Raw genomic sequence first — 20956 nt, forward strand, 5'->3', positions numbered from 1 at the left:
TGATCCTCACTTTTGTGGTGGCGCGGACGGACATCGCCCCATGTCCTTCTCCGCCGAGGGAATGATCGTCCGCACCAGGTCCGTGGTGCGCTCCACCAGGTCGGCCCGGTCGTCGAGCACCCACGAGATGTGCTGGGCGCCGAAGAAGGCCGAGACCAGGACGGTGGCGAGCGTCTCGGGCGCCGGCTGGTCGTCCTCCGTGCTCGCTTCGCGATCCCTGGCCAACCATGAGGTGATCAACAGGGTGTACGCCTCGTACGGCAGCGGGAGCCGGACGCCGATCAGCTGCCGCTCGAGCTGCAGCCGCGCTCCGGCCTGGATGACCGTCTCGTCGCGGAACGCCGTGGCCGTCCGGAGCAGGAGTTCGGCGACGGAGCCGAGGGGCGGGAGCGCCAACTCCTCCACGGCCTCGGCGATCTCGCCGATCCGGCCGTAGAACTGGTCGGTCACCGCGAGCGCGAGGGCGTCCTTGTTCTCGTAGTGGAAGTAGACGGCCCCCTTGGTCGTCCCGGCCGCCTCGGCCACGTCCAGGATGGTGACCGCCGGATACCCCTTGGCAGCGAACGCCTGGGCGGCGGCCGTGAGTATGCCATTCCTCGTCCGTACCGCGCGCTCCTGCTTCAGCTGCCTGCTCTGTGGCGGGAGTTGAGCCCCGAAGGCTTCACCGGCCATTCCCATGGTGATCCCTTTACACTCTTTTGAAGAAACCTGCTCGAAGGTATATTTGGCGATCTGGGGACAGGCTACGTCGGCCTGCCCGAGTTCTAGGGGGAGAGACGATGTATCAGCGCCGTCTTCGGCGAGAGAATCCCGACCACCCCGCCCGCGCGGTTCCGGCACTCGACTTCGAGCGGACCGTGGCTCGCCGGCTCGTGCACCGGGCCGCCGTGGCGGAGGTCTTCGTCACTGACGCGGTGGTGCTCGGCGAGGACCACTTCCTGGTCGCCGGCCAGTGGCCGCGTGACCACGCGCTCTACCACCCCGACGCCCAGCGCAGAAGCGACCCCCTGCTGTTCGCCGAGACGATCAGGCAGGCGCTCGTCTACCTCGCGCACTGGCACTACGAAGTCCCGCTCGGCCACCGTTTCGTGGGATACGACATGGACTTCGAGATCACCGACCCGGACGCGCTGTGCGTGGGCGGCCGGCCGCTGCCGGTGGAGCTGGAGGCGCGCTGGCAGTGGACCGACCGCCGCCCGCCCCGCCGTTACGGCGCCCGGCTGGAGGTCGCGCTCTCCGTCGGTGGCCGCCGCTGCGGCCGCGGCAGCCTGCGGGTGGTGGCGCTCGACGAGCGCAGCTATCGGATCGTCCGCGGGCGGATCGGCCGGGCGGAGTGCGTGTCCCTCGCGGCCGAGGAGTCGTGCGGACGTGTGGAGCCGGGCCTGGTCGGCCGACTGCGGGACAAGGACAGTGTGCTGGCGCGCGGTTCGTCGGCCGACGAGTGGCTGCTGCGGCCGAACCTCGATCACGCCATCCTGTTCGACCATCCCACCGATCACCTGCCGCTGATGGTGCTGCTCGAGGGCTTCCGCCAGCTGGGCCACCTGATGACGCATTCGGCGACGCCGCGGCCCGGCGGCCCCGCGTTCAGCCTGGTGTCGGCGGCCGTCGACTGTCTGGCCTTCGCGGAACTCGACCTGCCCACCCGACTCGTCGTACGCGAGAAGGTGGCGGCCGGAGATCCGACGGTCGTGGAAGCGCGGGCCGAGCGACGGCTGCGTCTCGACGCGCTCCAGGGTGACACTGTGGTCGCGAGCTGCGCATCGGTGTGGGCTCCGGTGCGGCTCGCCGCGGAGGTTGACCGGCCCGTCGGTCTGCCCGTGCCCTGTGCCTAGTTCGTGAGGGCCGACGCCGTCCTCGAGCACGGGCACACCACAACACCCCATGCCCGCCTCCTCTGCTGACTGGGCATGGTCGGACGCACCGCTTACATACCGTCGAGACGGAATCGTACTGGAGCATGGCGGAAAATCGAAGGGCTCGACGCGTCTTCGCGCACGGGTGGCGCCCTCAACAGCCCATACCGGGCCGGAATGAAGGAAGGACACCGTGACGGACGCCGACATACGACGAGTTCGAGCCACGCCGAGCGGACCGTCCGCGGGGCTCGACCTCGACGCGGTTCGCCGGGCGGCGGATGCGGCACACCGTGGCAGCCGCGAGGCGCAGCGGGAACGGCGGCTGACGGACGGGGCGGTCACCGCTCTGGAGAACGCGGGCTTCGCCCGGCATTTCGTCCCGCGGCGCTGGGGCGGCGCCGAGGGGACGTTCGCCGAGGTGTTCCGTGCGGCTGCCACGGTGGGGGAGGGGTGCGCCTCGGCCGCGTGGTGTGCTGTCCTGTGGGCGGCGCACGGGCGGTTCGCGGCGCTGCTGCCGGAGGAAGGGCAGAAGGAGATCTGGGGCGAGGGCCCCGACGTCCGGATCGCCGCCGCCCTCATGCCCCCGACGGGAAGCGCCTCCAGGGTCCCCGGGGGGTGGCTCCTCCAGGGCGAGTGGGATCTGGCCAGCGGCGTCGACCACGCCCACTGGGTGCTGCTCGCCGCGCCGGAGACCGGCGAACAGGGCTGGCCGGTCCGGGTCTTCGCCGTCCCCGCACGCCTCGTGACCGTGCGCGACACCTGGAACGCCACGGGGCTGCGCGCCACCGGCAGCAACACCATCGTCCTGGGCGCGACCGTGGTGCCCGACGGCCGCACAGTCCCCCTCGCCGCGCTGCTCGCCGGCGACGGTGGGGAAGACGTGCCCCGGTGCCACGCCGCGCCCGCCCATCTCGCGGGCGGGCTCATGTTCTGCGCCCCCGCGGTCGGCGCGGCCCGCCGTGCCCTCGTCGTCTGGACCCGCTGGGCCCGGACGGCCACGCCTGATGGCGTACGGCCCCTGGACCGCGGGTCGGTGCGGGAGCGCTTCGCCCGCTCGGCCGCGGAGATCGAGGCCGCCGAACTGTTGCTGCGTACGGCGGCGGACAGGGCGGACGCCGGGGCGATCACCGAGGCGGTGACAGCGGCCAACCGGCGGGACGCCGCCCTCGCGGTGGACTGGCTGGCCACGGCGGTCGACCGGCTCTTCCGCACCGGCGGGGCGCATCTGCGCGACGCGGAAGGCGAGTTGCACCGGCACTGGTCCGACATCCTGACCGTCGCCTCCCACGGCGCACTGCGCCTGGAACCGGCCGCCGAGGCCTACGCCCGCTCCCTCGACGCCGACAGGGGCGGCGATGCCTGACACACCTGGGCGGACCCCCCGACGGCTGGTGTTCAGCGACGTCGATGAGACCCTGCTCGGCGGCAAGAGCCTGTTCGACTTCCTGGAGTTCTACTTCGCCGGGCGGTACGGCGCCGACGGAGCCCGGCACGCGGCGGGGACCCGGCGTCGTATCGCCGCCCTCGTGGCCGCGGGCTCCCCGCGAGAGGTGGGAAACCGGGCCTACTACGAGGCATGGCGGGGTGAACGGCTGGACGCGGTGACGGACTGGGGTGCCCGATGGTTCGCCGGGAGGAGCGGCACGCCGGGCTTCTATGTGCCCGCCGTGCGCGCGGCGCTGCGCGAGCACCGCAACGCCGGGGACCATGTCGTGCTGGTGTCGGGTTCCCTTCCCGCGGTGGTGGATCCCGTCGCGGCCGATGTCGGCGCCCGCCATGTGCTCTGCACCCGACCCGAGGTGCGGGACGGCGTCCTGACCGGAGCGGTGGTCGGCGAGCCGTGCATCGGGGAGGGGAAGCGAAGAGCCGTGCGGGGCCTGACCGAGGACTACCCGCACATCAGCCTGTCCGACTGCTACGGATACGGAGACCACGCCTCGGACCTGCCGATGCTCACCGAGGTCGGACACCCCGTCGTCGTCGGCGGCAGCCCGGACCTGCTGGCGGAGATTCCCGACGCCCTTGTCCTGCCGGGCGGCGGACCGGTCTGAGCCGGGCGGGCGCCGGCCGCCGGCTGCCGTCGTCCCACGGTCATGCGCTGCGCTCCTCGTCGCTCGGAGACAGCAACTGCCAGATCTGGCAGACCTGTTCGGCGCCGCCACCGAGCCCGGTCGCCGGCGCCGTGTAGTACATCCCGAACATCAGCGCCACGACCAGCGAGCTGATCAGCTCCGGGCGCTGTCGGGTGGTCAGCTCCCGCTGCTCCTGGGCCTCGCCGATCAGCCGGGTGAGGGCGGCCGACAGATCACTGATGACGTTGGGTACGCGTCCCTGGGTACAGCCCTCGTCGAAGGCGAGCCGGATGCCGGCACGGAACCGGAGGTCCGACTGCATTCGGCGTACGAAACCGACCGTGACACGACGCAGGTTCGCGAGCGGCGGGTCACCCTCACCGATCTCCTGAAGCAGTTCCTGCCCCACTCGGTCGAACGCCGAGGTGAACACGTCGGCAAGGGCGTCCTTGGACGGGAAGTGGGCGTACAACGCGCCCTTGGTCATGCCGACATGGGTCGCGATGCGCTGGAGATTGGCGCCTGCGTAGCCATGTCGTGAGAACTCGTCGGCTGACGCGTCCAAGAACCGCTCATGCGTCCGCGAAGCCCTCTCCTGTTTGGCCACGATGTCCCTCCATCGGCGCTCGGTCACTCGCAAAACAGTTGCTGGCGAATCTTTTCCTGTTGGTGTGGCGCTTACAAGCCTGGGAGGGGATGCGGCTCTCATGGCCGTGGCTCTTTGGCCGGATCGGTGAGTGCCTCGAACGCTGGGCTGGGGCGATGAGATCGCGAGTGGCGGCTCCGGCGCTCAGGGATACCTCTCTGAACAGCGGGCGACTGCCCGCAGGAACCGCTGGGAACGGTCTCCCCTGCCTGGAGGCGGGCGGCGGATTTCGTCGTGAACTCGGTTCGCGATCGACACCACTCCGCACGCGCGCCCCGACGCCGAGTACGCCGACGAGCGGACCATGGTGCGGGTCCGCAAGCAAGGGCTGAGACCGCCGGCTGCCCGATTGGCCCTACCAGTTTTGTGCGCCGCCTGCCGTCGGCGAGGACGACGGTGAGCCACGCCTCAACCGGCAAGGAAACCTGTTGGCACTGATCCGGAAATCGATGCATCAGCGGGCAGGTGGCCTGCCGGGCCGCCACCGTGCCAGGGTGAGCGGGCAGCGGGTTCAGGTGCGGGTGGTCGACCAATCTTCTGGATGCCGACAGCCGCGTGCTGTGGGAGATCCACAACCCGGACAACCTCGCAACCTGTCGTCAGTGGTGACCCCTCCGGTGGCCACTCGGTGGCCGGACGCCTTTGGACGACGCAATGAGAGGTAGCACAGGTCAAGCAGCCGCACATGCTCTGATCAGGCAGAACGTCACTCAGCAGCACGACCGGGCACCACGCAGCACGAACGCTCACGGTCTCGTAATGCGTAGGTCTCGGGTTCGAATCCCGAAGGCGGCTCCACCTGAGGCCAGGTCAGATGCGCTCTGACCTGGTCTTTTGCGTTGCGCCACTGACGGTCCGTCAGGTTGTGGGGTGACTGTCGGGGAGGGGGGCGCAAGGGGTGCGCATCAGGATCCGGTTATCCAGGCCTGTGACCTGGCTTTTTGTGGCAGGTGGCGATTCCCCTGTCGAGGTCTTGTGGCAGTCGGCGTGTCGGTGGCTGGGGATCGGTGGTCAAGGCGGGGCGAAAAGAGGGGTTGCGCACCGGATCCTGGGTGTGGGCAGCAATGAGCGCGGAGGCTTCTTCCCGGCCGTGGGCATCCTGGACGCCGGATCCGTGAAGATCTAGAGATCAGGAGTTTCTGTCGGGGTCCTACACATGCCCGGCGAGGCTCCCGGCCGATGCTGTCGCGCTGTACCGCTCGGTCGGCGACCGGAGCGGGGAGGTCCGGACTTCTGCACCACTTGGCGGGACGCGACCCGGCAGAATATGCGCCAGCAGGAGCGGCCGGCCGTATGCCGGTATCTGTATCCCAGCACGCAGCAGCCGCTGCTGGGTGCGTACTTCGAGGATGAAGTGTCTGAGGAGGACAAGGCGCTGTGCCTGGCGTACTGGGAGTCCACCGAGCCGGGTGTGAGAAGCCAGAAGGTCGCTGACGTCGGATCGAGCGCCATTTCGGACCTTGCGGCCACGAGGCTGGGGTGGGCGGGTGTCTTTCCGTGCGAGGAAGCGGAGTGCCAAGGTTTCCTGCGATGCCTGTCATGAAGTCACGCCGAAGCGCGCCGTGCGGCGGAGCAACGTCCCACCGCTCGTCTGCGGTCGGCCCACTCACTCGTATCTGCTTCGTCGTACCCGTGGGCCTCACGCCCAGGTGATCAGGCGCTTCGGCTGCTCCAGGATCGCCGCCACGTCGGCGAGGACCTTGGAGCCCAGCTCCCCGTCCACCAGGCGGTGGTCGAAGGAAAGCGCCAGCGTGGTGACCTGGCGGGGCTTGACCTTGCCCTTGTGGACCCAGGGTTGGAGCTTGATCGCGCCGACCGCGAGGATCGCGGACTCGCCGGGGTTGAGGATCGGCGTGCCCGTGTCGACGCCGAAGACGCCGACGTTCGTGATGGTCACCGTGCCGCCCTGCATCGCGGCCGGCGAGGTCTTGCCCTCGCGGGCCGTGGCCACCAGTTCGCCGAGCGCCTCGGCGAGTTGGGGGAGCGTCTTGACGTGCGCGTCCTTGATGTTCGGCACGATCAGACCGCGGGGCGTGGCGGCCGCGATGCCCAGGTTCACATAGTGCTTGCGGACGATCTCCTGGTTGGCCTCGTCCCACGACGCGTTGACCTCGGGGTTCCGCTTGATCGCGACCAACAGGGCCTTGACGATCAGGAGGAGCGGGCTCACCCGCAAGCCCTGCATCCCGTACTTGTCGGGGGCCTGCTTCAGCTCCTCGACCAGCTTCATCGTGTGCGTCACGTCGACCGTCACGAACTCGGTGACATGCGGCGCGGTGAACGCCGAGCCGATCATCGCCGCGGCCGTGGCCTTGCGGACACCCTTGACCGGGATACGGGTCTCCCGTACCGCGTCGTACGTGACGACGGGGGCGGGAGCCTGGACCGGGGCGGCCGGGGCCTGCTGAACGACCGGCTCCGGGGTGGGTGCCGGGGCCACCGCCGCGTGCACGTCCTCGCGCGTGATGATGCCGTCCGGGCCGGACGGTGTGATCGTCGCCAGGTCGACGCCGAGGTCCTTGGCGAGCTTGCGGACCGGGGGCTTGGCCAGCGGGCGGGCGGCGGGCGGCGCGGCGTGTCCGTTCAGCTCGCCCTGGATCGCGCTCGCCGCGTAGTACGTACCCGCCTGCGGGGCCTGCGCCTCGGGGGACTGCTGGGCGGGGACTTCGGCGCCCTTGCGGGGGCGGCGCTTGGTGGACGACTCGGCGACGCCGTAGCCGACGAGGACCGGCTTGCGGCCCTCGGGCTTGGCCTCGTCGACAGCGGGAGCCTCGGCGGCGGGCGCCCCGACAGCGGGCGCTTGCTCGGCGGCGGGTGCTTCCGTGGCCGGAGCTCCGGCCCCTCCTGCCACGTCCACCGCGATGATCACCTGGCCCACGTCCACCGTCGTCCCCTCGGGGAAACGGAGTTCGCTCACCACACCGTTGAACGGGATGGGCAGTTCCACGGCGGCCTTGGCGGTCTCGACCTCGCAGACCACCTGGCCGTCGGTGACGGTGTCACCGGGCTGTACGTACCACTTGAGGATCTCCGCCTCGGTGAGTCCCTCGCCCACGTCGGGCATCTTGAACTCGCGGAGCCCCGACGCGTTCTCAGTCATCGTCGTCACGACCCTCTCCTCAGTACGCCAGCGAGCGGTCGACGGCGTCGAGCACCCGGTCCAGACCCGGCAGGTACTCCTCCTCCAGGCGTGCCGGCGGGTACGGCGCGTGATAGCCGCCGACCCGCAGGACGGGTGCCTCCAGGTGGTAGAAGCACCGCTCCGTGATCCGGGCGGCGATCTCCGCGCCCGTACCCAGGAACACAGGGGCCTCGTGCACCACGACCAGGCGGCGGGTCTTCTCCACCGAGGCCTGGACGGAGTCGAAGTCGATGGGCGACATCGAGCGCAGGTCCAGGACCTCGATCGACTTGCCCTCCTCCTGGGCGGCCGCGGCGGCCTCCAGACACACCTTCACCATCGGGCCGTACGCCACCAGCGTCAGGTCACTGCCCTCGCGCGCCACGACCGCCTTGTGCAGCGGACCCGGAATCGCGTCCTTGTTGACCTCGCCCTTGTCCCAGTACCGCCGCTTGGGCTCGAAGAAGATCACCGGGTCGTCCGACTGGATGGCCTGCTGCATCATCCAGTACGCGTCCGCCGGGTTCGAGGGGGAGACCACCTTCAGGCCCGCCACATGCGCGAACAGCGCCTCGGGGGACTCCGAGTGGTGCTCGACCGCGCCGATCCCACCGCCGTACGGAATCCGGATCACGACCGGCATCTTGATCTTGCCGAGCGCCCGCGCGTGCATCTTCGCCAGCTGCGTGACGATCTGGTCGTAGGCCGGGAAGACGAAGCCGTCGAACTGGATCTCCACCACCGGACGGTAGCCGCGCAGCGCGAGGCCGATCGCCGTGCCGACGATGCCCGACTCGGCGAGCGGGGTGTCGATGACCCGGTCCTCGCCGAAGTCCTTCTGCAGCCCGTCGGTGACCCGGAAGACACCGCCGAGCTTGCCGACGTCCTCACCCATGATGAGGACCTTGGGGTCGATGTCGAGGGCCGTGCGCAGCGACTCGTTGATCGCCTTGGCCAGCGCCATCTTCTCTGCCGCCATCGCTACTTGCCCTCCCCTTCATCCGCGAACGACGCCTGGTAGGCGGCGAACTGGGCCCGCTCCTCGTCGACGAGCGCGTGCCCGTCCGCGTACGCGTTCTCGAAGATCAGGGTCGGGTCGGGAGCGGGCATGACGCGTACGGCCTCGCGGACGCGGCGCCCGAGGTGTTCGCTCTCTTCCTCCACCGAGTCCAGATAGGCCCGGTCGGCCCAACCCTCGGCAGTGAGGTAGGTGGCGAGGCGCTGGACCGGGTCGCGCTGCCGCCAGCTCTCCACCTCAGTGGACATGCGGTAGCGCGTCGGGTCGTCGGAGGTGGTGTGCGCGCCCATCCGGTACGTGTACGCCTCGATCAGGGTGGGACCCTCGCCCCGGCGGGCCCGCTCCAGCGCCCACTTGGTGACGGCCAGGCAGGCCAGCACGTCATTGCCGTCGACGCGGACGCCCGGAAAGCCGAAGCCCTGCGCGCGCTGGTAGAGCGGGACGCGGGTCTGCTTCTCGGTCGGCATCGAGATCGCCCACTGGTTGTTCTGGCAGAGGAACACGACAGGGGCGTCGTAGACCGCCGCGAAGTTGAAGGACTCCATCACGTCGCCCTGGCTGGACGCGCCGTCCCCGAAGTAAGCGATCACGGCCGAGTCGGCGCCGTCCTTGGCGACACCCATCGCGTAGCCCGTGGCGTGCAGGGCCTGCGAGCCGATGACCAGGGTGTACAGGTGGAAGTTGTCGGCGTCCGGGTCCCAGCCGCCGTTGTTCACCCCCCGGAACATGCCGAGCAGGTTGGTCGGGTCGACCCCGCGGCACCAGGCGACGCCGTGCTCCCGGTAGCTGGGGAAGACGTGGTCGCCCTCCCGGACAGCCCGCCCCGAACCGATCTGGGCGGCCTCCTGGCCGAACGAGGAGGGCCACAGGCCGAGTTCGCCCTGGCGCTGCAGGGAGGTGGCCTCCGCGTCGAAGCGACGGGTCAGCACCATGTCCCGGTACAGACCGCGCAGCTCCTCGGGCGAGAGGTCGAGCCGGTACTCCGGGTGCTCGGTCCGCTCGCCCCGAGGAGTGAGCAACTGGACGAAGTCCGGCTCGGCCGCACCGGTCACGGTCAGCCACCTGCCCGTACGGTTCCGCTGTCCTCGACGGCCTTCTGCTGTGCGGCGAAGGCCGCGCCGAGGAATGCCTGGCTGCGTTCGGCGGTCCACCGCTGGGAGGCTTCGAGGCCGCGCAGCGCACCGGTGAACCGGGGGGCCACATAGCGGGCGAGGAGCTCGAAACTGCGCTTGGTCTGCTCGTGGGACGCCCAGTCCTGCACGTTGACCAGGAGCCGGCCGAAGCCTCCGGTGACCTCCTGGATCTGCTGGATCGTGGCGATGGCGTCGTCCACTGAGCCGATGATCGCGCCCATGTTGTCGACGGTCGACTCCAGCGCCTTGCGGGCATCGGCCGGGGAGAGCGCGACCGGCAGACCGAGGGTCTCGGCCCAGTACTCGTTGCGGTAGCGCAGCCACCCGTCGAGGACCTGGCTGAAGGCCTCCTCGCGGGTCTCCGCGATGTGCAGGGGCAGGGTGACGCGCCACGCGGAGCGGTCCGGGGTGCGCCCGTGCGCCTCGGCGGAGTCCTCCAGGTGGCGCCACTGCTCCTTCAGGTCGCTCGGTCCGCTGCCGGGCCTGGGCGCGCCGAAGGAGAGCGGGGTGACGCCGTGCTGCCCGGCCAGCCGCATGCTGAACGGGGAGGTCGCGCTGGACAGCGCGACCTGTATGCCGTCACGCGACCGGGGCCGCAACTGCAGCCGTGCGTCGTCGAGCCGGTACCAGCCGCGGTCCACGGTGAGCGGTTCCTCGGAACGCAGCAGGTGCAGCACCGTGTCGAGGGCCTCGGCGGTCCGCTGCCGGGTTTCGGCCGGCGCGATGCCGAGCTGATGCATGTCGGAGGGCAGCGAACCGGCTCCCACGCCCAGGATGAAGCGGCCGCGGGTCTGGTGGTCGAGCTGCACGGCACGCGCGGCCACCATGTACGGGTGGTGGTAGGGCAGGCTGATCACGCCAGTGCCCAGTTTGATGTGCCGGGTGCGCTCGGCCGCGGCGGCGATGAACAGCTCCGGGGAGGGGATGACACCCCAACCGGCGGAGTGGTGCTCGCCGACCCAGAACTCCTCGAAGTCGAGCTGGTCGAGCCATTCGATCAGCTCGAGGTCCCGCCACATGGTGAGGGTGGGATCCTCCCCGAGCGGGTGCAGCGGGGAGAGGAAGGCCCCGAACCGCAGGGGTTGTGAGGCTTCGGCTGTCATGTCGTTCCTTCCGGGGTGCTTCGTTGCGCGGCTACGTCGGTTCACCAGTCGGAGGCCGCCACGGCCGGTGCGCTCGGCGCGGCCCGTGTCCCGGCGGGTGCGGCCGGTTTCGGTGCCTTGCCGGCCGCCCGGTCGCCGTCCTGGGCGAAGCGCTCGCGCCAGATCCGCCGGGCGCGCGCGGACAGCGGGGCGTGACCCTCGAAGATCAGGTCGAGGAAGGAGGACGCCTCCTCGGCGTCGCGCAGCCTGCGCACCGACTCCTCGCCCGGCCTGGAGGTGATCAGCAGGTCGTTGATGACGGTGAGCTTGCCCTCGGGCAGTGTCCGCGCGCAGATCAGGGTGTTCATGATCTGCGAGCGGGAGTCCGGTCCTGACAGGTAGTCCAGGCACTCCTGGAACTCCCCCACCCGGCGCGGCTCACTGCCGAACTTGTACAGCGGCACCCACTGGCCGTCCGCCCCACGGCGCTCGACCACATCGCAGTCGCCCTCCACACCTTCACCGCCCTCGACGCCCGGTGCGGCCGCGATACGGAAACTCCAGCCGCGCTGCTCGAACTCCCCGTAGGCGTGCGGGACCGGCTCGATGAACGTGTCGTGCGAGAAGCTGACGTCGACCAGCCAGTCCGCGTCCTCCAGGCGGACCTTGAGCAGCATGTGCGCGAAGACCCTGGAGTACTCGTTGTGGTGCGGGCGCCACATGTACGCGCCTAGGAAGGAGACGTCGAAGCCGATCTCGCGCAGCACCCGGTGGAAGAGGGTGTGGTTCTCGAAGCAGGCGCCGCCGCGCCGGTCGGCGACGACCTTGTCGAAGAGCAGGTCGTCCTCCAGGACCAGCCTGCCTTCTATGGCGTCCAGCGATTCGAACGGCACGCTCAGCGCGTGTGCGCGGCAGATGTCGCGCAGGACGTCCAGGGTCGGGGTGAACGGGCCCGCATAGCCGATGCGCTGGGCGTAGGAATCCAGACGGAACACGGTGACTACCTCCTGTGCTGGCCGTTGTCCTCGGCCAGGAAGGCCGCGGCGTCGGCGATCAGGGGACGGATCGCGGGCTGGCCGAGGGCGAGCACCTCGAATTCGGGTGCGCGCTCCTCCTCGGCGGCCGCACCCGCGGGCGGCTCCTGCGTGTTGCTCACCTGGAGCGACTGGAAGGCCTCGATGAACGGGCGCCGCAGGGCCTCGTAGCGTTCGATGCCCGTGGCGGTGTCGCCGCGCAGTGCGCTGTCGACCATCTCGGTCAGGCAAGCGGCGTCCTGGAGCGAGGTGTTGAGGCCTTGGCCGCCGAAGGCGTGCATGCCGTGCGCGCTGTCGCCGACCAGCACGACGTTGTCCAGGTTCCAGGTCTTGGTGCGCACGAAGTGGTGCTGTACGCGGCGGACCTGGTCCCAGTCCTTGACGTGCTCGGCGATCCAGTCGGCGAGCCGGGGCACGACCCCGGACAGCGTCTCTACGAGGAGCTCGATCGGGCCATCGGTCACCTGCGCCGCGGTCGCCGAGTCGGTGATCCACACCAGGACGAGGCCCTCCTCGGCGCGGCGGGTCTCCAGCAGATAGCCGTGCGCCCCGAAGTGCGCGCGGGCCACGCCGTCCCAGCCGGGCGGGCTCGGCACGACGACGTCCAGGTACGAGCCGGTGGAGGGCACCACCTCGGCCGGGATGCCCGCCAGTTCGCGGATCGTGGAGGAGCGTCCGTCGGCGGCGAGCACGAACCGCGCGTCGACGGCCAGCCGCTGCTCGGGGGTGACGACGGTGAGCGTGCTGCGGGCTCCGTCCCGGCCGCGGGTCAGCGCCTGCGTCTCCGCCTCCCACACCACCGTCACGTTCGACAGCTCGGCGAGCTCGGCGAGCAGCAGCCGCACCAGGTCGAAGGAGCGGATGGACAGCGCGTGCGGTACGGGGCTGCCGTCGAGTTCGTCGTAGCGGTAGCGCGCGGCGAGGTGACCGCCGAAGTAGATCTCGGCGCCCGGGATGATGCCGGCGCCCTCGGTGAGACGGTCGAGCAGACCGAGCTGGTTGAGCAGGTGCAGGGTGACGGGCTGGACGATGTTCACTACGGCCGGGGCGCCCGGTGGGGGGCCGCCGGGCGCCGGCTCGGGGCGGCGTTCCAGCAGGGTGACCTGCCAGCCCTGCCGGCCCAGGGCCAGGGCGGCGAGCAGGCCCACCGGGCCGGCCCCCACCACGCAGGCGTCTGCCGTCGTGCGGACAGCGGTAGCCGACTCATCAGCCATGGGCTCTACACCTTCTTCTCGGGTTCGGGGCTGCGGACGCTGCGGCGCCGCAGTTGACAGGTGATGCGTCCGGTGGCGATGCGCCGCTCGCGCTGGTCGTGCACCGTGACCTCGTACGTCGCCACGGACGTGCCCACGAACAGGGGGGTGCAGATGCCGGTGACCGATCCGGAGCCACGTGCGGCCCGATGGTGGGTCACGGACAGCTCCTGGCCCAGGACCATGCCGCCGACACCTGCCTCCAGGACGGCGGCCAGCGAGCCGAGGGTCTCGACCAGGGCGGCGCTGGCCCCTCCGTGCAGAAAGCCGTAGTACTGGCGGTTGCGGTCCAGCGGGAGGCTGCCCACGATCCGCTCCGGATTCCAGTCCTCGACGACGATGCCGAGGCTGGTGGTCAGCAGATCGGGCCGGGTCAGCGTCTCCATGTCGAAGGGCGCCTCGAAGACGGCCTCCTGCCCGGGCTGTTCGCCGGTCTGCTCCACGGGCGCGCTCATGCGGCGACACCCGCCCTCGGGCGGCCCACGGCCACCAGGCCACTGAGCCAGCCGTACTCGGGGGCCGCGGCGCCGTCGGGCTCCGTGACGGCCGAGGCGAGCAGCGGCAGCCGCTCGCTGCCCTGACCGGCCTTGCGCAGCAGTACGACGGCGGCGGCGTCCGAGACGGGCAGCGCGCCCACCAGATCCTGATCCTCCGTCAGCCGCTGCTGCACCGACGAGGCCCGCTCGTTCGCGGCCGTCTCGACGCCCACGATCACGACCTGGTCCGCGGCGTCCGACTCCAGCAGCGAGTCGGCGAGCAGCAGGGCCTGGCCGCCCGGGTCGGTCAGGTGGGACAGCGACGTCAACGGCCCGGTGATGCCGTACTTCTTGGTGAGATGGCCGAGGATCGACGTGGTCACCGACTGGAAGAACAGCAGCGGGCTGTGCACCTTCCCGTCGACCATCCGCGCGGTCGCCGTGTCGCCGGTGACGGTGTCCCCGTACATGGTGGCGAGCACCATCGCGGTGCGCGGGCCGGCCTGGCCGACCAGGTTGTCCTCGGCCGCCGGGTCGCCGAGGCACTCGACGACGGCCGCGTTGACGATCGGGCTGAACCGGGACAGCACGAAGCCGACGACCTTGGGGAGTTCCTCCGCGGCGCCTCCCGGCACGCCCTCGGCCCGCTCGCCCCACGGCGCCAGACACGCGGCGCCGGCGACCGCGCGGGGGCGGACGAAGTCCGCCGCGGCGGGGGTGTTCGTACGTGCGGTCATGCTGCGTCCTCTCCTGCGCGCTCCAGCACCAGCGCTGCGTTCACCCCTCCGAAGGCCGCGTTGAGCGACAGGGCGTGCGTGATGTCGGCGGGCCGGGCCGCGTTCGGTACGTAGTCCAAGTCGCAGTCCGGGTCGGGTTCCTGGTAGCCGAGCGTGGGGGGCAGCAGCCCCTCGCGCAGGGCGAGCAGGGTGATGACGGCCTCGACCGCTCCGGTGGCCTCCAGCATGTGACCGGTACCGCTCTTGGTGGAGCTGACCGGGACGCTGGGGGCGTGCTCGCCGAAGATGCGGTGCAGCGCGGCGGTCTCGGCCACGTCGTTGAGCGGCGTACCGGTGCCGTGGGCGTTGACGTAGCCGATCTGCTCGGGCGCGATGCCGGCCCGCCGGATGGCGGCGCCCGCCGCGGCGGCCATGCCCTCACCGCGAGGGTGCGGCTGGATGACGTGGTGGGCGTCGGCGGCCATGCCCCAGCCCGCCACCTTCCCGAGGATGCCGGCGTTCCGCTCCCGTGCGTGCCGCACCGACTCCAGGACCAGCACGGCCACGCCGTCGCCCTGCAGCAGTCCCATGCGCCCCTTGGCGAAGGGGCGTACGACACCCTCCCTGCTCAGCGCCTTGCCCGAGTCGAACTTGGCGAAGACGTCCTCGGTGACGAGGTACGAGCCGCCCGCCACGACCACGTCCGCGCTGCCCCGGCTGATGAGCTCGGCGCCGTGCGCGATGGCGTTGGTCGACGCGACACAGGCGTTCACGAACGCCAGCCGCTGGCGGCCCAGGCCGAGTTCCTCACCGAGCCGCTCGGCGAGCCGCGAGGGCAGGCTGTCCAGTACCCGCGGGTCGGCCGGGGTTCGGCCGGCTGCGATGTCCTCCCAGAAGCCCCGGTTGCCGGAGTGGTCGCCCGCGGTGCCCAGCAGCACCGGCGCGTCCGCGCCGTTGTGCCGGGCCATCGCGAGCGCCGCCAGCGCACACGCCCGCAGGACCTCTCCCTGCCCGGGCGTGACGCCCGGCTTCACCGGGAGGCCCGGGATCTCGGGCCCTTCTCCCTCGTACGTCGCCGCTCGGTCCGCGTGGTACGGCGTCGAGTCGAACCGGGTGACCGGAGTGAAGCCGGTGTGGCCCGCGAAGAGCCCGTCGCGCAGGGCCTGCGCGCCGAATCCGTACGAGGTGAAGACTCCGTAGCCGGTGATGGCCACTTCAGCTGCCATGGGTTACCTCTCCCTGTTCCACCCGGCCGGGGAAGCGCCGGGCGAGCACGGCGTGGGCGCCGGCCACCGAGGTGAACCCGACGAGTTCCTCCTCCTCGGGCTCCCACGGGATGCCGTGCCGCTCCTCCAGCAGGTGCAGCATCCAGACGAGAGTGAGTGAGTCGACGACGAACTCGTCGGGGCCCTGGGGGCCGGGTTCGGGTGTGATCCCGCTGTCGATGAGAAGGCGTTCTATGTCACCGCGCGCGATCAACGCCCGGCTCCTGCCACCGCCGTACGCCGGTCGACCACCACCTGGACCAGCTGGCCGAGGGTGCGGACCGTCTCGGGGTCCACGTCCTCCTCCGGCAGTTCGACGTCGTACTCGCCCTCCAGCTGGAGCAACAGCTCGATCATGGCGAGGGATTCGAGTTCGAGGCCGTCGGGGCCGAGCGGGGTGTCCGCGTCGGCGCCTTCGGGAACGGGGAGGTTGATGACGTCGCGGATGACGGCGAGGACGAAGTCCCGGGTCTCTTCCTGCATGGTTCGGCTCCCTTGCGGGTCGTGGGATGGACGGTCGAGGGGGTGCTCAGATCTGAGCCGGGACGCTCGCCCGGTGCTGCACGGTGGCGAGGGGCGGCAGTACGGACGAGGCGGTACGGCCCGGCCGGTGGCCGTGCACGACGGCTGCGACCTCGCGGACGGCGGCGCCCGGGTCGGCGCTCTCGAAGACGCGGCGGCCCACGGCGAGGCCGCGGCAGCCGGCGTCCAGGGCGGTGGCCGCGTAGTCGGCGAGGCTGCCGCTGTCGCTCGGGCCGCCGGCGACGAGGACCGGGATGGGGCAGCTCTCGGTGACCTCCGCCATGCCCTCGGCGGGCACCGCCCATGTCGTCTTCACCATCGTCGCGCCGAGGTCGGCGGCGATGTTGACGACGTGCGAGAGCAGGGCGGGGACGTGCGGGTCGGCGATACGGGGGCCGCGCGGGTAGACCATGGCCAGCAGGGGCAGGTTCCACTCCTGGCAGGCACGGGCGACGGTGCCCAGGTCGGCCAGTTGCGCGGCCTCGGTGTCCGCGCCGATGTTCACGTGCACGCTGACCGCGTCGGCGCCCGCCCGCACGGCGTCCGCGACGTCACCGACCAGGATCTTCGCGTCGCCGTCGAGCGCGTGCGGAGTGCTCGCACTGAGATGCACGATCAGCCCGCAACTGCGCAGCAGTTGAGGGTCGACCGCACGGGCACGGCCCTTGTGCACCACGATGGCGTCGGCGCCGTTGTCCACGACCGTGCCCACGAGTTGGCTGAACCGGGCGGCGGTGGTGATGGGGCCGTCGGCCACGGAGTGGTCCATAGGCACGAACAGGAAGTGGCCGGCGCGATGCCGGGAGAGCCGGGCGAGCCTGACGTCCAGCCCTGTGGTCAACGCAACCATCTTCGATCTACCCCCAAGTGGCGGAAACACTAAGGGGATTCTTTCGGCGCCCCGGCCTGCGCAGAATCCTCGAAAGGACAGCTCCTGCGGGGCGCCGGAACACGACATCCGAGGTAGCCGTACAGGCAGTCCACCCCCGCCTCCACGCCCACACCCGTCCCCGCCCCACGCGCACACGCGTCCGGGCCCGCCGCGTGTTCGACGCGACGGGCCCGGAGGGGCACGGGGGATGCCCCGTAGGAGTGCGGCCGTGGAAGGCCGGGTGGTAAGGCGCTGAAGGTGGTGACGGGTGGTGCGGGGTGGGTCAGGAGGCGGCGTCCGCGGGTGCGTCGGCGGCACCCTGCGGCTGGGCGTCGCGTGCGGGTGCCGTGCCCGGCGCGGCCTGCGGGGCCTCGCCCTGCTTGATGGCGAGGCTGATCAGCAGGGCGACGGCCACCACGGCGGAACCGGTCCACGTCAGCGACGTCGTCGAGGCGCCCGCGAGGACGGCACCGCCGATCGCGGCACCGACCGCGGTGCCCAGATACAGGGCGGAGTTGAGCAGCGAGACCACGATGCTGGTGTGCTGCGGCACGATGCGCATCAGCTGGTACTGGAGCGGCAGTTGGACGTGGGCCACGGCGAATCCGTAGAAGAGGATGACGACTCCGGCGGCGACGGCGTTGAACGCGCCGTAGGGGAACACGGCGATGATGACCGCCACCGCCGCGAGCGCCGCGCCCAGCATGAACTTGGGCGACGTGCCCTTGTCGAGGCGGGCGCCGGCCAGGGCGTTGCCGACGAACGAGGTCACACCGGCGATCAGCAGATAGACCGGCAGGCTCTTGGTGGAGACACCGGCGCTGTCCTTGAGGATCGAGGGCAGGAAGGTGTAGACGAGGCCCATCTGCGCGACGCCGTACAGGAACATCACGAACATCCGTCCCAGCACCCGGCCGTCGGTCAGGACGGCGAAGCGGTCCTTGAGGCCGGGCGTGGGCGTGGCGCCGACGGACGGGACGAGCGCCGCGATGGCGATGATCGCGACGATGATGACGCCGACCACGACCCACAGGGCCGCGCGCCAGCCGACCTGCGTGCCGACGAGCACACCCACCGGCACACCGAGGATCGTCGACACGGACAGGCCGCTCATGATGGTGCCGAGCGCGCGGCCCTGCTGGGCCGGCGGCACGAGCTGAACGGCCGTGCCCACGGCGGCCGGTGAGTAGACGCCACCGATGGCGCCGGCCAGGACGCGGACGAGCACCATCACCCACAGCGAGGGCGCGAGCGCGCTGCCAGCGTTGGCGATCGCGAAGATGGCGAGCGCGTAGAGCGCGAGCTTCTTGCGGCCGACCTTTGCCGTGGCCACGGCGAGCAGGGGGGCGCTGATCGCGAACGCGAAGGTGAAGCCGGTGACGACCTGGGCGACCGCGGCGAGGGACACGTCGAAGGAGTCGGCCATGCCCGGCAGCAGCCCGGACAGGATGAAGGCGTCGAGTCCGATGGCGAACATGCCTAGGGCGAGTGGTGCGATGCGTTTCATCTCTTCTCCCAAGGGGCGAGCGGGATTCGGGGATTTCGGGTTCGGGGTTCGGGGTTTCGAACAAATGCGCAATGGTGAGGGTGGGGAAGGGCGCCGCGGGAGTAACGGCCCGCGGGGCTAGCGGGTCTGCCGCGAGATGAGAGCGGAGGCGAGCTCGTCGATCGAGGGCGCGCGGGCGACGCGCTCGGCGTGCACCGCGATGAGCACCTTGGCCTCGGCCTCCCAGGTCGCGAGCAGTCTCCTGTCGAAGTCCGGTCCCACGCCCAGCGCGCCGCCGTCCCGCACGCGGTGGAATTCCTTGAGGTCGTCGAACGCGTCGGGAAGGCTCCGGATCTCCGCGTTTCCCTCGATCGTCTGCCAGGGGCCGTACCAGCTTTCGGACACCACGCAGATCGCCACCCGGGGATCGCGCCGGATGTTCCGTGTCTTGGCAGTCACCTCGCTGGAGGTGACGAGAAAGCAGTCAGCGCCGATCGCCAGGGCGGAGACGGGGGACGCCTGAATTCCGTCGTCACGGCGGCGTGTTATCAGCACCGCGCGTACGGGTCGCACGACCCGTCCTTTCACGTCTCTCGCCATCGGAGAATTCCTTTCGGTCATGCGGGGACATTGTGTGGGAACTTGTTCGTTCCGCCGGCCTGGCTGAAATCGGGCATGCCGGAACAGCGCGCCGTCCGTTCGGGGAAATTCACATCTCGGCGTACGGGGAGTCCGCCGTCGTCAGCGCGGGGTGCGGCCCCGCCGGTCACGGGCGACCGCGGCGACGTGCCGCGGGCCCGCCGGGACCTCGTCCAGCCACCAGCACTCCGGCCGGTGCCGGCTGCCGCTGACCCGCAGCCCGGCCGCCGTCCGCCGCACCCCGAAGGAGCGCAGCCCGCCCGCGAGCCCGATTCCCTCGGCCTTGAGCACTGCTTCCTTCCAGGTCCAGCGGCGCAGCAGCCACCGGGTGCGGTCCGGAGCGGCGACCCGGTCCCACTCCTCCAGCTCGGCGGGCCCGAGGATGCGCCGGGCCAGTCCGTCGGGCAGGCTCGCCGGTCTGACCCACTCGACGTCCACGCCCACCGGACCCGCCGTACTGACCGCCACCGCACAGCAGTCGGTGGTGTGCGCCAGGCTGATGTGCAGATGCGGCGCGTCCGGCAGGAACGGCCTGCCGAGCGGGTCGCGGGCCGCCCGCACCTCGCGGGCGGAGCATCCCAGATGGTGCGCCACCGTCGTCCGCAGCAGGGCGCGGGAGCGGATCCACACGCGCCGCGTAGAAGGCGGCATCCGGTCGGCCCGGGCCCGCTCGTCCGGACTGAGGAGCGCCCAGTCGGGCTCCGGGCCGGCGGCCAGCCCCGGTGCGTCCAGCCTGCTCAGGTGGACGACCGGGGCGTCGGACTCGTCATCCACTGGCGAGCAGACCCTGCTTGAGCGCGATCGACACGGCCTGCGTGCGATTGGGGCAGTTGAGCTTGGCCAGCACATTGGTGACATGCCGCTTCACACCGTGCACCGATATGCCGAACCGCCTGGCTATCTGCTTGTTGCTCAGTCCCTCGCCCATCAGGTGCAGGACGTCGTGCTCACGCGGGGTCAGCCGCACCTGCGCCTGGAAGGCGCGGGCGCCGCCGCTGCGGGCCCGGGCCATCAACTGGCGCACCATGGTCGCCGGGATCGGCAGGTCGCCCCGGTCCAGACGTTCCAGCGTCTCGCTCATGCACTCCAGCGTGAGATCGGACTGCACGAGAAACCCGTCGGCCGGCAAGGCCGCGATCCGCTCGACCGTGCCCGCGTCGGCGCGGTCCAGCAGGACGAGTACCTTCACGCCGAGCCGCCCGGCGTTCTCGGTCAGCTGAAGCAGGACGTCCTCGCCGTCGGCGGCGTCGACGATCACCAGGGAATACAGGCCGCTGCGCAGGACGTCCGAGGCGGATGTCACATCGCCGTACGGCTCGATATGGCGCGGCGGTTCGAGCCGCTCAAGCATGTTGCAGATTCCCCAGCGTATGACCTCGCTGGACAGGGCTACGAGAACACCTCTCGCGGCCGAATGCGCGTCAGCCGTGGTGGATTCCTTGAGCATCACCGAGTCCGACATGCCAACCCCCTGTAGCACTTCATCGAATCAGAGCGAAACGGTGGAGCGCTACACACGAGAATCCGCGGCTCATTATTCCGTGGAGCCACGGATTCTCGAGATAGGTCGCCTGGACTTCATCGGCCGGGACCGGCACGCTCCGAAGTCCATACTGGTCGAACGGCGCAGTTCAAGCCACTTCCGAGAACCTCAGGTTCCTGACTGACAACAACCTGACGCGTCTGGCGGGAAGATGATGGACGCGCCCTCGAAGTTGGTATAAGAGGCAACTAATTCGTTGATACAACGGGCACCTGACTGA

Annotated in this window: 21 protein-coding genes and 1 tRNA gene; 4 read left to right on the forward strand and 18 right to left on the reverse strand. The window is 70.6% G+C overall.

The genetic code is table 11. From position 1 onward, the window contains the following. Nucleotides 1-6: 6 nt before the first annotated feature. Complete coding sequence (locus ACFYO2_RS29375) at nucleotides 7-672, reverse strand: ScbR family autoregulator-binding transcription factor (RefSeq protein ID WP_388355077.1); 666 nt, start codon at nucleotides 670-672, stop codon at nucleotides 7-9. 107 nt (nucleotides 673-779) lie between these two features. On the opposite strand from ACFYO2_RS29375, the gene ACFYO2_RS29380 reads away from it, so the two are divergent. From ACFYO2_RS29380 to ACFYO2_RS29390, 3 genes are all read left to right on the forward strand, one after another. Continuing rightward, nucleotides 780-1835, forward strand: coding sequence for a ScbA/BarX family gamma-butyrolactone biosynthesis protein (locus tag ACFYO2_RS29380; protein ID WP_388355079.1), 1056 nt, complete (start codon nucleotides 780-782; stop codon nucleotides 1833-1835). Between the two features lie 214 nt (nucleotides 1836-2049). Next, nucleotides 2050-3222 (forward strand): acyl-CoA dehydrogenase family protein, encoded by a 1173-nt coding sequence (locus ACFYO2_RS29385; protein WP_388355080.1) that lies wholly within the window; start codon nucleotides 2050-2052, stop codon nucleotides 3220-3222. Beyond that, complete coding sequence (locus tag ACFYO2_RS29390) at nucleotides 3215-3910, forward strand: HAD family hydrolase (RefSeq protein WP_388355082.1); 696 nt, start codon at nucleotides 3215-3217, stop codon at nucleotides 3908-3910. The genes ACFYO2_RS29385 and ACFYO2_RS29390 overlap by 8 nt, the downstream gene beginning before the upstream one ends. A gap of 40 nt (nucleotides 3911-3950) precedes the next feature. Here ACFYO2_RS29390 and ACFYO2_RS29395 read toward each other — a convergent pair whose 3' ends face one another. Beyond that, nucleotides 3951-4496: a TetR family transcriptional regulator gene (locus ACFYO2_RS29395; protein WP_388355084.1), complete on the reverse strand. Its 546-nt coding sequence runs from the start codon at nucleotides 4494-4496 to the stop codon at nucleotides 3951-3953. A gap of 794 nt (nucleotides 4497-5290) precedes the next feature. Here ACFYO2_RS29395 and ACFYO2_RS29400 point away from each other — a divergent pair. Further along, a tRNA-OTHER gene (locus tag ACFYO2_RS29400) sits at nucleotides 5291-5375 on the forward strand. A gap of 841 nt (nucleotides 5376-6216) precedes the next feature. Here ACFYO2_RS29400 and ACFYO2_RS29405 read toward each other — a convergent pair. The 16 genes from ACFYO2_RS29405 to ACFYO2_RS29480 form a co-directional block, all read right to left on the reverse strand. After that, entirely contained in the window at nucleotides 6217-7686 is a 1470-nt protein-coding gene (locus tag ACFYO2_RS29405; protein WP_388355086.1) for a dihydrolipoamide acetyltransferase family protein, read from the reverse strand. A 10-nt stretch (nucleotides 7687-7696) separates the two neighbouring features. After that, nucleotides 7697-8677, reverse strand: coding sequence for an alpha-ketoacid dehydrogenase subunit beta (locus ACFYO2_RS29410; protein ID WP_388355088.1), 981 nt, complete (start codon nucleotides 8675-8677; stop codon nucleotides 7697-7699). A 2-nt stretch (nucleotides 8678-8679) separates the two neighbouring features. Next, complete coding sequence (gene pdhA, locus ACFYO2_RS29415) at nucleotides 8680-9867, reverse strand: pyruvate dehydrogenase (acetyl-transferring) E1 component subunit alpha (RefSeq protein WP_388355090.1); 1188 nt, start codon at nucleotides 9865-9867, stop codon at nucleotides 8680-8682. Next, nucleotides 9771-10952 (reverse strand): LLM class flavin-dependent oxidoreductase, encoded by a 1182-nt coding sequence (locus tag ACFYO2_RS29420; RefSeq protein WP_388355092.1) that lies wholly within the window; start codon nucleotides 10950-10952, stop codon nucleotides 9771-9773. The genes pdhA and ACFYO2_RS29420 overlap by 97 nt, the downstream gene beginning before the upstream one ends. A 41-nt stretch (nucleotides 10953-10993) precedes the next feature. Then, nucleotides 10994-11926 carry an arylamine N-acetyltransferase gene (locus tag ACFYO2_RS29425; protein ID WP_388355093.1) on the reverse strand — a complete coding sequence of 311 codons (933 nt, stop codon included), beginning with the start codon at nucleotides 11924-11926 and terminating at the stop codon, nucleotides 10994-10996. Nucleotides 11927-11931: 5 nt separating this feature from the next. Further along, complete coding sequence (locus ACFYO2_RS29430; protein WP_388355095.1) at nucleotides 11932-13179, reverse strand: FAD-dependent oxidoreductase; 1248 nt, start codon at nucleotides 13177-13179, stop codon at nucleotides 11932-11934. 5 nt (nucleotides 13180-13184) lie between these two features. After that, nucleotides 13185-13673: a PaaI family thioesterase gene (locus ACFYO2_RS29435; protein ID WP_388355097.1), complete on the reverse strand. Its 489-nt coding sequence runs from the start codon at nucleotides 13671-13673 to the stop codon at nucleotides 13185-13187. After that, complete coding sequence (locus ACFYO2_RS29440; RefSeq protein ID WP_388355098.1) at nucleotides 13670-14431, reverse strand: ketosynthase; 762 nt, start codon at nucleotides 14429-14431, stop codon at nucleotides 13670-13672. Before ACFYO2_RS29440 ends, ACFYO2_RS29435 begins: the two co-directional genes overlap by 4 nt. After that, the gene (locus ACFYO2_RS29445; RefSeq protein WP_388355100.1) at nucleotides 14428-15636 is read right to left on the reverse strand and encodes a beta-ketoacyl-[acyl-carrier-protein] synthase family protein; all 1209 of its coding nucleotides are present in this window, start codon (nucleotides 15634-15636) and stop codon (nucleotides 14428-14430) included. The genes ACFYO2_RS29440 and ACFYO2_RS29445 overlap by 4 nt, the downstream gene beginning before the upstream one ends. Beyond that, complete coding sequence (locus tag ACFYO2_RS29450) at nucleotides 15626-15889, reverse strand: hypothetical protein (protein ID WP_388355101.1); 264 nt, start codon at nucleotides 15887-15889, stop codon at nucleotides 15626-15628. The genes ACFYO2_RS29445 and ACFYO2_RS29450 overlap by 11 nt, the downstream gene beginning before the upstream one ends. Further along, complete coding sequence (locus tag ACFYO2_RS29455; RefSeq protein ID WP_388355103.1) at nucleotides 15886-16158, reverse strand: acyl carrier protein; 273 nt, start codon at nucleotides 16156-16158, stop codon at nucleotides 15886-15888. Before ACFYO2_RS29455 ends, ACFYO2_RS29450 begins: the two co-directional genes overlap by 4 nt. 46 nt (nucleotides 16159-16204) lie before the next feature. Next, a complete protein-coding gene (locus ACFYO2_RS29460) occupies nucleotides 16205-17047 on the reverse strand; it encodes a 2-amino-3,7-dideoxy-D-threo-hept-6-ulosonate synthase (RefSeq protein ID WP_388355105.1) in 843 nt (280 codons plus the stop codon). A gap of 304 nt (nucleotides 17048-17351) precedes the next feature. Then, nucleotides 17352-18575 carry an MFS transporter gene (locus tag ACFYO2_RS29465; RefSeq protein ID WP_388355107.1) on the reverse strand — a complete coding sequence of 408 codons (1224 nt, stop codon included), beginning with the start codon at nucleotides 18573-18575 and terminating at the stop codon, nucleotides 17352-17354. Nucleotides 18576-18692: 117 nt separating this feature from the next. Beyond that, entirely contained in the window at nucleotides 18693-19127 is a 435-nt protein-coding gene (locus ACFYO2_RS29470) for a pyridoxamine 5'-phosphate oxidase family protein (protein ID WP_388355109.1), read from the reverse strand. Between the two features lie 168 nt (nucleotides 19128-19295). Further along, complete coding sequence (locus ACFYO2_RS29475) at nucleotides 19296-19967, reverse strand: 4'-phosphopantetheinyl transferase family protein (RefSeq protein ID WP_388355111.1); 672 nt, start codon at nucleotides 19965-19967, stop codon at nucleotides 19296-19298. Continuing rightward, entirely contained in the window at nucleotides 19960-20655 is a 696-nt protein-coding gene (locus ACFYO2_RS29480) for a response regulator transcription factor (protein ID WP_388355113.1), read from the reverse strand. The genes ACFYO2_RS29475 and ACFYO2_RS29480 overlap by 8 nt, the downstream gene beginning before the upstream one ends. Nucleotides 20656-20956: the final 301 nt, after the last annotated feature.

Source organism: Streptomyces sp. NPDC006602 (genome assembly GCF_042870385.1).
GTDB lineage: Bacteria > Actinomycetota > Actinomycetes > Streptomycetales > Streptomycetaceae > Streptomyces.